Origin of the sequence: Pedobacter sp. MC2016-24, assembly GCF_015223055.1 — a bacterium.
GTDB lineage: Bacteria > Bacteroidota > Bacteroidia > Sphingobacteriales > Sphingobacteriaceae > Pedobacter.
On sequence record NZ_JADFBX010000002.1, the window covers coordinates 429,099 to 444,003 of the forward strand.

The window sequence follows — 14,905 nt, forward strand, 5'->3', positions numbered from 1 at the left end:
TCTAAATTAATGAAAGTAGGTATTGTTTGTTATCCGACCTTTGGGGGGAGCGGTGTTGTAGCCACTGAACTTGGTAAGGCACTTGCTGATGAGGGGCACCAGGTTCATTTTATTACATATAGCCAGCCGGCGCGTCTGGATTTTTTCTCTGCCAATTTATTTTATCATGAGGTATCCGTAAGGGATTATCCCCTATTTGATTATGCGCCTTATGAGTCTGCTTTAGCCAGCAAACTGGTAGATGTGGTCCGCTTCGAAAATCTGGATATTTTACATGTTCATTATGCCATTCCGCATGCTTCGGCAGCATTTATGGCCAAGCAAATTCTGGAAACCTATGGCATTTACATTCCATTTGTGACTACTTTGCACGGAACAGATATTACGCTTGTTGGTAAAGATCCGACCTATAAGCCTGTAGTTACTTTCTCTATCAATAAATCTGACGGTGTAACGACGGTATCTCAAAGTTTGAAAGACGATACAGAAAAGCATTTTGAGATCACCAACGAAATCAAGGTGATTCCGAATTTTATTGATTTTAGCAGGTTCAGTTTAAAGCCTAAGGATCATTTTAAAAAAGCAATAGCGCCGAATAACGAACGTATTTTGATTCATACGTCCAATTTCAGGAAAGTAAAGCGCACGGCAGATGTGATCCGGATGTTCCAAAAAATCCAGGAGACTATCCCTTCCAAATTATTGATGGTAGGGGATGGACCTGAGCGGGCTTACGATGAGCAACTGTGCCGGAGCCTGGGTATTTGCGAACACGTTCGCTTTTTAGGCAAGCAGGATGCGATTGAAGAGATTCTTTCGGTGTCTGATCTTTTCTTAATGCCTTCAGAGTCGGAAAGCTTTGGTTTGGCAGCGCTTGAAGCAATGGCTTGTAAGGTTCCTGCAATCACATCCAATGCTGGCGGTTTACCAGAACTTAATGTAGATGGCTTTTGTGGCTTTATGAGTAACGTGGGCGATGTAGATGATATGGCAGCTAAGGCTATACGTATTCTGGAGAATGACGAGGTGCTGGCGCAATTTAAAGAGAATGCATTGACAAGGGCACAGGATTTTGATTTGAAAAAGATTCTTCCTGAATATATCGCTTATTATAATGAAGTGATTGAAACGGCAAAGAACAAGCAATTGGCTGTTTAATTGGCTTGTTTGTGGTCGTAGAAAAAGGTCTTTGGATTTTCCAGGGACCTTTTTTTTTAGCTGATCGGTGCAAATACCAGGCAAACTGGTGCACCTAGATTTATTCTTTTTCCGGTATCTGTTAATGTACCGGTTTGCTGGTTGCGTTCAAATATCACGACCTCATTGCTGTATTGGTGGCCTATCAATAAATATTTACCACTTGGATCAATAGTAAAGTTTCTGGGGCCCTTGCCTAAGGTGCTTGTTCTGGCTACAAAGGTCAATTTGCCATCAGGCTGCACTGCAAATGCCGATATGCTGTTGGCGTCTCCACGGTTGGTTTCATATAGGAATTTACCATCAGGCGATAGGTGAATGTCAGCGCCATCAACCTTCCCTGAAAAGTCTGCGTCGGTACTTGCTATCTCCTGGATTTTATTTAACTGGCCTTTATGGTATGCAAAAGTGGTAATGCTGCCGTTAAATTCATGGGCCAGATAGGCAAATTTGCCATTCGGACTAAAAGTAAGGTGTCTGGGGCCTGTACCTGCATTCGTTTTAAATACCGATTTTAAAGTCAGCACCTGATCCTTTGATTCTGGGTGGTAGTTGTAAATATAGATTTGATCTTCGCCAAGGTCAGTACAAGTCACATATTTATGGTCCGGAGTAAACTGAACCTGATGCGCATGTGCTTTTTCTTGTCTTTTTAGCGGGTCGATGCTTTTACCTGTATGTTGTAAGAGTTGTTTTAAGGGAGTTAGCGCTCCATTTTTGTTAATTCCAAATACAGAAATGCTGCCGCCGCCATAATTGGCACTGAAAGCATTTTTACCATCGGTAAGCACAAAACAGGGACCCGGACTTGTAGTCGCCTCTTTATTTAAAAAGGTAAGCTCAGCGGTAATGCCGTTGAACGCAAAAGCAGCTACGGCACTATTGTTTGTCGCTTCAGCTACTGCGTAAATGAACTTATTGTCTTTGCTAACGGATAAGTAGCTCGGATTGGTTACCGCTTTGGCAACACTTTTCCATTTAAATTCAGCTGTGTTGGCATCAAAGGTATAGGTATAAATTCCCTCGCTTTTACCCGGACTAGTGTAAGTTCCTACAATTAAATTGTATTCCTTTGTTTGTGCAAAGCCTTGTACAAACAGTGCTGTCAGCAGTAAAAGCGAGAGAATTTTCTTCATGGTTATTTTTATTGGATCAGGTGTTTGATCTGGATCAGCTCATGCTCTTCCAGGAAACGCCATCTGCCACGCGGCAAGTCTTTCTTGGTCAAGTTGCCATAAACAACGCGGTCTAGTTTAACCACCTCATATCCCAGGTGTTCAAATATACGACGTACAATCCTGTTTTTTCCGCTGTGGATCTGTATACCTACTTCGCGTTTAGATCCGCCTGTAACATAAGATACAGAATCTGGTTTAATCAAACCATCTTCCAGTTCCAATCCGAATTGAATTTTGTTTAAATCTCCCTGACTTAAGCTCTTGCTTAGTTCTACATGGTATATTTTGGTGATACCGTTTCTTGGGTGGGATAATTTATCGGCAAGATCGCCATCATTGGTCATCAACAACAAACCAGTGGTGTTTCTGTCCAGTCTACCTACTGGATAAATACGTTCCCTGCTGGCTTTTTCAACCAATTGCATCACGGTACGTCGTTCCTGAGGATCATCAGTAGTGGTGATGTAATCTTTAGGTTTATTTAATAATACGTAAACTTTCTTTTCACGTTTCAACAGTTCACCATTGTAGCGCACTTCGTCTTTGTAAGGATCTATTTTATGGCCAAGTTCAGAAATTGGAACACCATTTACAGAAACTACACCCGCAGCGATCAGTTCATCAGCCTTACGACGGGAACATATACCAGCATTGGAAATGTAACGGTTTAGGCGGATTAAGCCGTCATCTTGTTGTACCGGATTTTTACGTCCGCGCATGGTTGGCGCCTTTTCAGGTCCAGCCCAACTTGAATTCCGCTCCTGACGGGCGCCACGTACTGAAAATTCATCACGCTCCGGACGTTCCGTCCGCTCTCCGCGATCTTTATATGGAGGTCTGCTTGTACCCTCATCAGCTCTTTTTCTAAAAGGTCTGCTGTCCGTACTTCTTGAACTCTGACTTTTCTTGTCGTCAAATTTGCGGAAAGGTTTGTCACCAGTGCCAAAATTGTCTTTTTTAATATAACTACGGGTTTTTTCTCCAGAAGCACCTTCGGCTCTTGGTTTGAAGTCTTTTCTATCGCCTTCTCTCGGTTTAAAGCTTCTCGCTTCTCCTGTTCTGCCTTCTCCAGGCTTGAAATCTTTTCTATCGCCTTCTCTTGGTTTGAAACTTCTTGAGCCTCCATCTTTACCTTCAGTTCTTGGTCTGAAGTCTTTTCTATCACCTTCTCTTGGCTTAAAGTCTTTTCTATCGCCTTCACGTGGTTTGAAGCTTCTGGCTTCCCCATCTCTGCCTTCCCTTGGCTTAAAATCTTTTCTGTCGCCTTCACGCGGTTTATAACCACCGCGACTATCGCTTTTATTATCTCTTCCTTCTTTATCTTCAAACTTGCGTTTGCCTTTGTAGGAACTATCAGTTCCGCTCTGGCTTCTGCCTGTTGTACTTCGGTTTCCCGGCTTGGACTTGTCATCCCGACTGTTCCTGTTGTTGTTTTTGATCATGATACGCTATTAATCGCATAAAATATGCGGGCACAAAGGTAGGTAAATTTGATCAAATACACAATGGAATGTGTAGGCTCGGTGTAATTATTTATACATAAGTGGTTGCCAGTCATGTGTTTTTGGAAATGTCTGCCGCTTTTTATGCAGCATCTCCATTATTTCCTGTTCAGGCATTTTAGGCGTCTTTTTGCGCATTTGATATCCTTTATATAGGTCTTTCTTCGTAGATATCGGGACCTTGAAAACCATTAAAAACACCCAGTTTTTTGGGTAAATGCATCATTGTGTCTTTTGTATATTAAAATCGTGGTTTAAACATCTTTAAAGCCCGATTTTAATAGGTTATTTTGTAATAGCTTGATAATTAGATAAATATCCATTATATTTGCAGCCGTTTTAAAATTGTTAACCAAAAAAAGGAGGAAAATGGTCAAGAAACACCTAATGACATGTGCAATAATCATGGGATTATTTGTCATGGCAACAGTGTTCGCTTTCAACATGCCCCAAGCATCAAAAAATCTTTCAAAAGAAGAAAAAACTACAGTAAAAGATACCGTTACAACACACACCAACGAGCCCAAATCTTTAATGGCTCAATTGAATTTTGCAGATGAAACCCTTCCGGCAGGAGATGCCAGAGTGGAGAAAAAAATGAAGAAAACATTAGCTGCACATTATTTCAGTAATTTACAAACCAATAAACTGCACCAGAAGGCGGCAGCTTGGTTTCCAATCATTGAACCGATCCTTGCCGCGTACGGCATTCCAGCCGATTTTAAGTATATGGCTTTGGTTGAGTCTGGATTACATGGCGGAGTTTCGCCAAAGGGAGCCGCAGGAGTATGGCAATTTATGCCGGGAACTGCACGGACTTACGGTTTAAAAGTCAATCGTTCTACAGACGAGCGGAACAATTTACGCAAGTCGACGGTAGCAGCGGCTAAATACATCAAAGACCTTTACGAAATTTTTGACAGCTGGACACTTGTTGCCGCTGCTTACAATGTAGGAGATGGCAGCATGAGAAGAGCTATAAATGCGCAGAACCAGGATAATTATTTTAAAATGAAGCTGAACCGGGAAACTGGGAGCTATGTTTATAAATTGATTTCTATGAAACAGATCATGGAAAATCCTGTTCGATATGGCTATAAAGCATCCCGATCGATGCTGGCTGCTAACGAGAAAAGCGATAAGGATAAAAATATCGAATAATTTTAAGAAAGAATGCAATTGGGGAAAGCCGTTCCGAACTATCGGGGCGGCTTTTTGTTTTGTAATAAAATCATTAATTTACCCGGCTATGAATTTGCTGCAATTACGGATTACAAATATGGTCTTTTGCCCTGGCGAAACACTGATTATCAGTTTTGAACCGCTGGATGGTGTGAGGCCAGACTACCAGGCCGGACAGTTTTTAACACTGGTTTTTAACGTGGCTGGAAAAGAATTGAGACGTTCCTATTCACTTTGTAGTTCTCCCGACATCGATGAGCCGTTAGCAATTGCGATCAAACGTGTTGAAAATGGTGCGATATCGCGTCTATTACATCATAAAACGGCAATAGGAGATGTGCTGACAGCTGTTGAGCCCAATGGCCGCTTTAACTATGTTCCCGAAACGGATGCGAAAAGAACAGTTTTTATGTTTGGTGCAGGAGTAGGTATCACCCCTTTATTTTCTATTGCCAAGACTGCATTAAAACGCGAGAAAGATACGCAAATCGTCCTGGCCTACAGCAACCGTTCGGCGGCACAAACACTTTTTTATGAGGAGCTCAATGCCTTGCAGCAAGCCTATTCTGATCGCTTTAAATTGATCTACGTTTTTAGCCAGTCGCAAAATTTGATGATGGCCAGGTTGAACGGCTTGCTGATTGAAAAAATTATCAGGGACAACCTGATGTTTGAGCAAAAGGATACCTTATTATATACCTGCGGACCGGTTGACTATATGGATGTTTGCCGCATTACTTTATTGAACCTTGGTTTTTCACAAGACCAGATTAAAAGGGAAACATTTGTGCTTCCTGAAGATGAGGCGGATGAAGACGATATGACAGAGAAGAAAGTAAAGCATACCAATACTTATTCTGTGGTGCTGAACTATCAATCTGAAGTGTATACCATTGATGTGCCCTATAATCAATCAATCCTGGATGCTGCGCTGTCCAATGGAATCAGACTGCCTTATAGCTGCCATGCTGGCATATGCAGTACCTGCACCGCCAATTGCATTAAAGGCGGCGTAGAAATGGACTATAACGAGGTTTTGATGGATGATGAAATTGCCGCTGGCAGGGTATTGATCTGCACTGGGCATCCAACCGAGAATGGCACAACTTTGGTTTGGTAGTTTATTGGTGTAAAATGATAAAATTTTTAGCAATTTTGCAGTTGTAAGTATTACTGTATGAATCAATCCATTCAGTAGCTTTTTTTAAAATATATATGAGCAAAAAAACAGTTGACCTGGGCGAGCAAAAAGATGTGGAAGTATACGGTGCCAGGGTGCATAATCTTAAAAATATAGACATTTCCTTTCCGCGCAACCAGTTGGTCGTGATTACCGGCCTGAGTGGTAGCGGCAAGTCTTCACTGGCTTTTGATACCATTTATGCCGAGGGGCAAAGGCGTTATATGGAGACGTTTAGTGCTTACTCCCGTCAGTTTATGGGAGGAATGGAGCGTCCTGACGTAGACAAAGTATCTGGCCTAAGTCCCGTTATTGCCATTGAACAAAAAACAACCAGTAAGAACCCACGATCTACGGTAGGTACGATTACTGAAATATATGATTTTATGCGTTTGCTGTATGCCCGTACAGCAGATGCTTTTTCTTACAATACCGGTGAGAAAATGGAGCGCATGAGTGAGGATCAGATTCTGAATAACATCTTCAATAAATACGATGACATGCCTGTCAATATCCTGGCTCCTGTTGTTAAGGGGAGAAAAGGGCATTATCGGGAGTTATTTGAGCAGATTCGTAAACAGGGTTACGTGAAGGTGCGCATTGATGGAGAGATTCAGGACTTGTCGCCTAAAATGCAGGTAGACCGCTATAAGATTCACGATATCGAAATTGTGGTAGACCGCCTGATTATTGACCGGAAAGACATTAAACGTTTACAAGATTCTCTGCAAACGGCCATGCGTCTGGGTAAGGGCATCATTAAGATCAGCGATAAAGAGAATAATGTATCTCATTTCAGCCGTTTTTTGATGTGCCCAACGACAGGGATTTCTTACGATGAACCGCAACCCAATAGCTTTTCATTCAACTCTCCTTATGGAGCTTGTGACAACTGCGACGGATTGGGGTATATCTTTGTGGTCGATAAAGAATCGATCATGCCAAATCTAAAGTTGAGTATCATGAACGGTGGTTTGGCGCCAATGGGTGAGTATCGTGAGATCTGGATGTTCCAGGTGTTGAAAGCCCTGGCAAAAAAGTACAACTTCTCTTTGTCTACCCCGCTTGAGAAATTAAGTGAGGAGGTGATCGATATCATCCTTAACGGCTCCCACGAATTGTTGAGTGTAGCTGTAGAATATAATAAATGGAACGTACAAAATTACCAGATCACTTTTGATGGTGTAATTAAATTACTGGAGGAGCAGCAAGAGCGTAAGGGCGAAGGCGCAACGGATGACATGGAAAGTTTTCGTAAACTTAAAACCTGTCCGGTATGTAACGGTGCCCGTCTGAAAAAAGAAAGCTTACATTTTAAAATTGACGGCAAGAATATCTTTGAGCTGGCAGAAATGGACATAAACAGTCTAAAAACCTGGTATGTGGATTTAGAAAACCGATTGTCTGAACGTCAAAATACCATCGCCAAAGAGATTTTAAAAGAGATCAGATCGAGGTTGGGTTTTTTAACTGATGTTGGGTTAAATTACCTTTCGCTGGATCGTACGGCACGTACCCTTTCTGGTGGTGAAGCGCAACGCATTCGTTTGGCTACGCAAATAGGTTCGCAGCTGATGAATGTGATGTATATTCTGGATGAACCGAGTATCGGCTTGCACCAGCGGGATAATGAGCGCCTAATTGGTGCTTTAAAAAATTTGCGTGATCTGGGTAATACTGTTTTGGTTGTGGAGCACGACAAAGACATGATTTTAGAGGCCGACCACGTGATTGATGTTGGGCCTGCTGCAGGTGTACATGGTGGACAAATTGTTGCGCAAGGCACGCCGGCGCAGATTTTGAAATCAGATACACTTACCGCAGCTTATCTGAATGGTAAAAAGGGGATTGAAGTTCCTAAAAAACGTAGAAAAGGTACGGGACACAAACTTTCTTTGATTAAAGCCAGTGGCCATAATCTAAAAGATGTTTCTGTAGATTTTCCATTGGGTAAGTTCATTGCGGTTACTGGTGTGTCCGGAAGTGGTAAATCCAGTTTGATTACCGAAACCCTGTACCCGATTTTAAACCATCACTTCTTTAGGGCTAAAAAACACCCGCTGCCTTATGAGAAAATCAATGGTTTAAAAGAAATTGATAAAGTAATCGAAATCGATCAGGCACCTATTGGTCGTACACCCCGATCAAATCCTTCAACTTATACCGGTGTATTCTCTGACATCAGGAATTTATATGTGCAATTGCCGGAAGCAAAAATAAGGGGCTATAAACCGGGGCGTTTCTCTTTCAATGTGAAAGGCGGACGTTGCGAAACCTGTCAGGGCGGTGGTATGAAAGTGATCGAAATGAATTTTCTGCCAGATGTACAGGTACCTTGCGAGGAGTGCCATGGCAAACGTTATAACCGCGAAACACTCGAGGTGCGTTACAGGGGGAAATCCATTAGCGATGTTTTAGATATGAGCATTGAAGATGCCTGCGATTTCTTTGAGAATATGCCAGTCATTTACCGTAAGATCAAAACCTTAAAAGATGTTGGTTTAGGCTACATTACACTCGGACAATCTTCTACAACCTTATCAGGTGGGGAAGCACAACGGGTTAAGCTGGCTACCGAACTTTCTAAAAAGGATACCGGCAGAACTTTTTATATATTAGATGAGCCAACTACAGGTTTGCACTTTGAAGACATCAATGTTTTATTGGGTGTATTGAACGAGTTGGTTGAAAAAGGGAATACAGTATTGGTTATTGAGCACAATCTGGATGTTGTAAAAGTAGCAGATTGGGTAATTGATCTTGGTGAAGAAGGAGGAGTTGGTGGGGGTAGAATCATTTTTGAGGGCACGCCTGAAGGATTGGTTCAAAATCCAATTAGTTTAACCGGCAAATTTCTTAAAAAAGAAATGGGCCTTTAAAAAGGACCAATATGGACAAAAGACTGAATGATTTTTTACCAGATGCTTCAGCACCTGAAGGGCAAATGGCCGCAATAGGCATGCAGTATCTAAATGACTACATGGCGGTAGAGCTGGCTGACGTCCGGTCACTATTCCATTTGAGAAAACCGTTTAGCCATAAGGGTACATATGGTCATGCACTGATCATTGCAGGCGGAACGCTGACTATGGGTGCAGCGCTGTTATCTGCAAAGGGCTGTTTGTGTGCCGGAGCTGGCTTAACTACGGCTGCCATTCCCGTAAGTGGTTTATCTGCGTTAAACGCTGCGCTTCCTGAGGTGATGTTTGTGGAGAAACAGATGCTTTTAAGTCCGGGTGCTATTGAGCCCTACAATGCCATTGCCATTGGTCCGGGCTTATCGGATGAAGAATCTAATTTAAGCCTTGTTGGAGGCTTAATTCGTTTGAAATTACCTTTAATTATAGATGCTGACGGTCTGAATATGCTAAGCGTCAATAAAAAAATGCTGGATGGGCTGTCGCCGCATTCTGTAATTACACCGCATATCAAAGAATTTGATCGCCTATTTGGCATACATACGACCTGGTGGGCCCGTTTGCAGACTGCTATTCGTGAAGCAAAAGCCAGAAAGATCGTGATTGTACTTAAAAACCAATATACTTTTATTGTAGACCAGAAAGGTTTGGTATATATCAACACAACAGGAAATCCAGCAATGGCACAAGGGGGGATGGGTGATGTGCTTGCAGGTATAATCACTGCTTTTGTTGCACAAGGTTACCCTGTAAAAGACGCTGCTATTTTGGGCTGTTATTTACATGGAAAATCGGGTGATGACCTAGCTGAATCCTATTTTAATGTAACGGCTTCGCAGGTTGCAACAGAAATACCTAAAACGTTGAAACGTTTGTTAAAGCTTTAAACGCCACCCATCACGATCATCTGATCCATCGTAGGGCTTACACTTCCACCACGTTTTTCCAGGGTGACAGCAAAGGCTTGAGCGCCGGCAATTTCTTTCATGGCCAATAAAATCTGTGTGGTGTCTGACTTCACATCAAAAACACCCAGATCTACTGGTTTACCATTCACAAGTGCCCACAATTGATATTGATGGCTTTGGTCATTCGCAGGCAAAGCCATTTTTGAATTGTCAACCATCACATGCTGTCCGCTGGTGTGCCAGTAAACTACCATTTTTGCTGCAGGATCCATTTTAGTACCGGCAAGTTTTACCACTTTCCAGTCCGGATCGTCAGCCATATCGGCAATTTTACGTAAGTCAGTATTTTCTTCGGTTAAATAGCTGGTGGTGCTGGCGAATTTTTGCTTATCCAGATTCAGGGCTAAAATTTCAGTTTTGGCCTGGCCAAGTTCATTGTGTGCGGAGTATAGGGCAATCGCGCTCACAACCAGCATGGCTACGCAAGCGGCTAAGGCGAATCGCAATATTCTTATTTTTGCCTCATATTCATTGTACTGCTGTATGGGAACAACAGGTGTCGGTTTAATAACCTGTTCAACTTCAGCAGTTACCGGTACAATGGTTTCATTGTCCGATAAGCGGTTCATGATTTGATCTTTCAGTTCCGCCGAAGGCTCGATTGAATTTTGCAGGGCATATTGTTCCATAGCGAGCTCAATCGCGGCAATTTCCTGTTTTACTTCAGGATATCTGGCCGCCATTTCTTCAACTTCCTGTTGTTCCTGTACAGTTAACTGTACAAGAACATAAAGCTCAAGTATGCCTGATTCTATATATGCGTTTACCTCTTCCACTTCAATTAAAATTCTTTCTTAACTCCATAATCGCCATCCGGATACGTGTTTTCACCGTACCCAATGGTAAATTTAACTCCTCTGCTGCCTCAACGTGTGTATATCCCTTAAAATACACCATATCAAGAACGCTCGTAAATTCAGGCTTTAACGCAGTTACCATGTCTTTGATACCCAAGGTGTCTGCATTAAAACTGATCTCTTTCTGTGCGTCAATGAAATCTACGTTATTTTCTATGTCTTGGTTTTTATTAGAATTTTTAAAATCTTTAGAGCGTAATTTATCGATAGCTAAATTACGTGCAATGTTCATCATCCAGGTAAATAAACGCCCTTTAGAAGCGTCGTAGCTTTCTCCTGAATTCCAAATTTTTATGAAAGTTTCTTGTAATAAATCTTCTGCGAGTTCAATCGGTTGAACAATTCTCGATATCACACCCAGCAATGCTGCCGAATACATATCATACAGCGCCTGTACTGCAATCGTGTGTCGATTTTTCAGTGCGCCAACCAGCTCTTCTTCAGATAGTGATATTTTTTTTGTCGTTGCCAAGGGTTTGCTAATATACAGAAACTAGAACAACAACAAAATGAAAAATGTTTTTTTATATTTAATTGATTAGAAGTCGAACAAATGTTTTTCAGCATGATAAGAAGAACGCACCAAGGGGCCACTTTCAACATATCTCAAACCTTTTGCCAGGCCAATTTCTTTGTATTTAGCGAACTGATCCGGATGTATCCAGTCTACAACAGGGTGGTGGTTACGGGTAGGTTGTAGATACTGGCCTAAAGTCAGGATATGTACGCCATTGGCAACCAGATCATCCATTGCCTCGAGCACATCATCCTCTGTTTCGCCAAGGCCCAGCATGATACCAGTTTTGGTTCTTAACCCAAATTCAGAAATTCTTTTTAATGCTTCCAGACTCCGGTCGTATTTTGCCTGAATCCGAACTTGCTTAGTTAAACGTCTAACCGTTTCTACATTATGAGACATTACTTCAGGTCTTTCTTCCAATACGCGGTACAGGTTGTCCCATTGCCCCTTAAAATCAGGGATCAGGGTTTCCAGTGTGGTCTGCGGGCTTTCTCTTCTGATGGCTTGTAATGTTTCAGCCCAAATAATTGAGCCACCATCTTTCAGATCATCCCGGTCAACTGAAGTAATTACACAATGTTTTACCTGCATCAGTTTTACCGAATTGGCAACACGATTGGGTTCGTCGGTATCCACAGCCAGGGGTCTGCCTGTAGCAACAGCACAAAAGGAGCAAGACCGGGTACAGATGTTACCCAAAATCATAAAGGTTGCTGTACCTGCTCCCCAGCATTCGCCCATATTTGGACAATTACCACTTTCGCAAATGGTATGGAGCTTATGGGTATCCACTAAGCTACGTACCTGAGCATATTCTTTACCAACAGGAAGCTTTACTCTAAGCCAATCTGGTTTACGTTGTACTGGGTTTTCTGAAACAACCGGAAGTGCGATCATGGTACAAAGTTAAACAATCTGTTTGAATAGTTGGGAGCAGGAAATGTTTTTGGCATGTAAAGATGCGTATGCTTCAAAGAGAATGTTTAATTTTACCGTATGGCTACTTCAAAAATAACTTATAACGGTGGTTTGAGAACCACATCAGTACACGAGCGTTCAGGAAATGAAATCATTACAGATGCCCCGGTTGACAATAAAGGAAAGGGTGAGGCTTTCTCTCCGACAGATTTACTGGCTACCTCATTGGGCAATTGCATGTTGACCATTGTTGGTATTGCAGCTAATGAGCATGGTTTCAATATCGATGGAGCTACTTGCGAGATTACCAAAATTATGGCTGAAAATCCAAGGAGGGTAACGGAAATTGTAGTTAACTTCCAGTTCCCTACCAATGATTACTCCGATAAGGTGAAAACAATTATCGAAAGATCTGCCCATACTTGTCCGGTAGCATATAGCTTACATCCAGACATTGTAAAGACAGTTTCTTTTAATTATTAATGACTTCAGCTACTTCATCCGCAGAGATGTCACTGTGAGAAGCATCCAGGACGCAATCTCCGTTTTTGATTAACAAGATTTGCGGCGACTCATGTTGTACTTGAAAAGTTTCAGCTATCTGCGCAGAAATGTCGCGATAGCTGATTAAATCTAAAAAGTACAAGTTGGTGTCTTCAGGAATTACCGACCAGTCCAGTTCAAACCGTCTTTTTGCCATTGAACTCACCGAGCAACGTGTGCTGTGTTTGAAAATTAAACTGTAACCTGTTTTTTGTTTGATCTGGCTGATCTGTTCCAGATCAGTAATATTTTTCCACTGCATAATATCCCCTTCTAAATTAAATCAACACTATCCTCTTCTTTTTCTGCTTTCCGGATATGAACTATAAGCCGGACAGATTTTATTAGAACATGCTTCTAAAAGGGTTATTGCAAAAAATACGCCAAGCAGTAATATTGCCACTTTCTTCATATATCTATCTGTAATGTGTAACTAAGCTACGGTTTTTAACAATTAAAACAAAGCTGTTACAAAGTTGCTGCAAATTCTGCCATTTTTAAAGCAGTGATTGCGGCTTCGTCACCCTTGTTGCCATGTTTGCCACCCGCACGATCGATGGCCTGTTGTTGGTCGTTAGTGGTTAATACACCAAATATAACTGGTTTGCTATACTTGATCCCCACTTGAGTAACACCATTTGCTACAGCATCACATATAAAGTCGAAATGTTTGGTTTCTCCCTGGATTACACAGCCGAGGCAAATTACAGCATCAAGTTCTGTATGTTTTTTCAGTAAGATCTCTGCTGCGCCAGTCAATTCAAAGCTTCCGGGTACGGCTACAGAAAGTATATTTTCTGGTAATACACCATTTTGAGTTAAGGTTGCTAAAGCGCCATTGTATAAAGCTCCGGTGATCTCTGCATTCCACTCTGCAACAGCTATTGCAATTTTGTAAGCACGACCATTTGGAACGGTAGTATGAGAGAAATCGGAGAGGTTTTTTAATTGTGTTGCCATAATACAAACTTAGCTAAAATTTCAGAAATGCTGAAGTTCTACTTAGGTTAAAGCCGTTTGTTGTGTTAAATTCAGCAGGACGGAATGTGTTAAACCCAATGCGTTAAACCTGATGTATTAAAAGACTTTGTATGACCTGCATAAAAAAAAGGCCAGCATTGCTGCCGGCCTTTCCAATATAATTTGTTCTGTTTATTTAACTTGTGCATTTGCACGAGCAATATACTCATCAATCATTGTCGCTTCCTGGCTTTCAGGATACTGCGTTTTGATCTTGGTATATGCTTCTTCAGCGGATTTAAAGTCTTTCAGGTTCTCATAAACCAATCCTAGTTTTTTAAGGAACATTGGAGAAGTGAATTTATTGCTTGCTTTATCAGCTGCTTTCTTATAATAAGTAGCAGCTTGTTTCATGTCTTTCAATTCGCTATAGGCATCACCCAATAAGCCTAAAGCCAATGGATCGATCACTGCACTACCAGTTTCAGCATATTTACCTAAAAACTCAGAAGCTTTTTTGTACTCGCCTTTACGTAAATAAATACCACCCAGATATAAATTAGCCAGGTTAGCAGATTTGGTATTGTTATACTCATCTGCAATCTTCTCTAATCCAGGGTAACCACCTTCGCCATTGATTGCTTTGTTAGCCAAAGAATCTGTGCCAATAAGCTGTTCAGCTCTGAACATTTGCTTAGACGCTTCTTCAGCCCTGTTTTTAAGATATACATTTTGATACCAAAAGTAAACTCCTATCAATAAGATGATTGCGCCTGCAATAAATAAAAGGCTTTTTGAGTTTTCTTCTAAAAAAGAACCCTTTCTTACCGGTTGATTTATTTCTTTTTCTGTTGTGGACATTTTATTTAAAAAAATTAAGGATTGCAAAAATACATTTTTACATCAAAGTATCAACCCCTTTTGCAAGTATTTAATTAAACTTTAATGAACTGAGCCTGAATTAGAAGCGTGAATAATCAAG

14 protein-coding genes are annotated in these 14,905 nt (G+C 41.4%); 6 read left to right on the forward strand and 8 right to left on the reverse strand.

Annotated elements, in window-relative coordinates; all coding sequences use genetic code 11:
* The first annotated feature begins 9 nt into the window (after positions 1–9).
* Positions 10–1,158, forward strand: coding sequence for an N-acetyl-alpha-D-glucosaminyl L-malate synthase BshA (gene bshA, locus IM797_RS07430; RefSeq protein ID WP_194126474.1), 1,149 nt, complete (start codon positions 10–12; stop codon positions 1,156–1,158).
* A 56-nt stretch (positions 1,159–1,214) separates the two neighbouring features.
* Here bshA and IM797_RS07435 read toward each other — a convergent pair whose 3' ends face one another.
* Both IM797_RS07435 and IM797_RS07440 read right to left on the reverse strand, forming a co-directional pair.
* Positions 1,215–2,333, reverse strand: coding sequence for a lactonase family protein (locus IM797_RS07435; protein ID WP_194126475.1), 1,119 nt, complete (start codon positions 2,331–2,333; stop codon positions 1,215–1,217).
* 8 nt (positions 2,334–2,341) lie between these two features.
* The gene (locus IM797_RS07440) at positions 2,342–3,817 is read right to left on the reverse strand and encodes a pseudouridine synthase (protein WP_194126476.1); all 1,476 of its coding nucleotides are present in this window, start codon (positions 3,815–3,817) and stop codon (positions 2,342–2,344) included.
* A 465-nt stretch (positions 3,818–4,282) separates the two neighbouring features.
* Between IM797_RS07440 and IM797_RS07445 the strand changes: the two genes are divergently transcribed.
* The 4 genes from IM797_RS07445 to IM797_RS07460 all read left to right on the forward strand — a co-directional run bounded on the left by IM797_RS07445 (position 4,283) and on the right by IM797_RS07460 (position 10,044).
* On the forward strand, positions 4,283–5,038 hold the full coding sequence (locus IM797_RS07445) for a lytic transglycosylase domain-containing protein (RefSeq protein WP_228098753.1): 756 nt from the start codon (positions 4,283–4,285) through the stop codon (positions 5,036–5,038).
* An 88-nt stretch (positions 5,039–5,126) separates the two neighbouring features.
* Positions 5,127–6,179: a 2Fe-2S iron-sulfur cluster-binding protein gene (locus IM797_RS07450; protein WP_194126478.1), complete on the forward strand. Its 1,053-nt coding sequence runs from the start codon at positions 5,127–5,129 to the stop codon at positions 6,177–6,179.
* Between the two features lie 95 nt (positions 6,180–6,274).
* Positions 6,275–9,118, forward strand: coding sequence for an excinuclease ABC subunit UvrA (gene uvrA / locus IM797_RS07455; RefSeq protein WP_194126479.1), 2,844 nt, complete (start codon positions 6,275–6,277; stop codon positions 9,116–9,118).
* 11 nt (positions 9,119–9,129) lie between these two features.
* Entirely contained in the window at positions 9,130–10,044 is a 915-nt protein-coding gene (locus tag IM797_RS07460) for an NAD(P)H-hydrate dehydratase (RefSeq protein ID WP_194126480.1), read from the forward strand.
* Here the strand turns inward: IM797_RS07460 and IM797_RS07465 are convergent.
* The 3 genes from IM797_RS07465 to lipA form a co-directional block, all read right to left on the reverse strand.
* Positions 10,041–10,901 carry an anti-sigma factor gene (locus IM797_RS07465; protein WP_194126481.1) on the reverse strand — a complete coding sequence of 287 codons (861 nt, stop codon included), beginning with the start codon at positions 10,899–10,901 and terminating at the stop codon, positions 10,041–10,043. The genes IM797_RS07460 and IM797_RS07465 overlap by 4 nt on opposite strands.
* Position 10,902: 1 nt before the next feature.
* On the reverse strand, positions 10,903–11,454 hold the full coding sequence (locus IM797_RS07470) for an RNA polymerase sigma factor (protein ID WP_194126482.1): 552 nt from the start codon (positions 11,452–11,454) through the stop codon (positions 10,903–10,905).
* A 66-nt stretch (positions 11,455–11,520) separates the two neighbouring features.
* Complete coding sequence (gene lipA / locus IM797_RS07475) at positions 11,521–12,399, reverse strand: lipoyl synthase (RefSeq protein WP_194126483.1); 879 nt, start codon at positions 12,397–12,399, stop codon at positions 11,521–11,523.
* Positions 12,400–12,498: 99 nt separating this feature from the next.
* On the opposite strand from lipA, the gene IM797_RS07480 reads away from it, so the two are divergent.
* Positions 12,499–12,903, forward strand: coding sequence for an OsmC family protein (locus IM797_RS07480; RefSeq protein ID WP_194126484.1), 405 nt, complete (start codon positions 12,499–12,501; stop codon positions 12,901–12,903).
* Here IM797_RS07480 and ytxJ read toward each other — a convergent pair.
* The 3 genes from ytxJ to IM797_RS07495 all read right to left on the reverse strand — a co-directional run bounded on the left by ytxJ (position 12,893) and on the right by IM797_RS07495 (position 14,784).
* Entirely contained in the window at positions 12,893–13,225 is a 333-nt protein-coding gene (ytxJ, locus tag IM797_RS07485; RefSeq protein ID WP_194126485.1) for a bacillithiol system redox-active protein YtxJ, read from the reverse strand. The two genes, IM797_RS07480 and ytxJ, sit on opposite strands and share 11 nt — an antisense overlap.
* A 206-nt stretch (positions 13,226–13,431) precedes the next feature.
* Positions 13,432–13,923: a 6,7-dimethyl-8-ribityllumazine synthase gene (gene ribH / locus IM797_RS07490; protein WP_194126486.1), complete on the reverse strand. Its 492-nt coding sequence runs from the start codon at positions 13,921–13,923 to the stop codon at positions 13,432–13,434.
* 192 nt (positions 13,924–14,115) lie between these two features.
* On the reverse strand, positions 14,116–14,784 hold the full coding sequence (locus tag IM797_RS07495) for a tetratricopeptide repeat protein (RefSeq protein ID WP_194126487.1): 669 nt from the start codon (positions 14,782–14,784) through the stop codon (positions 14,116–14,118).
* Between the last annotated feature and the right edge of the window lie 121 nt (positions 14,785–14,905).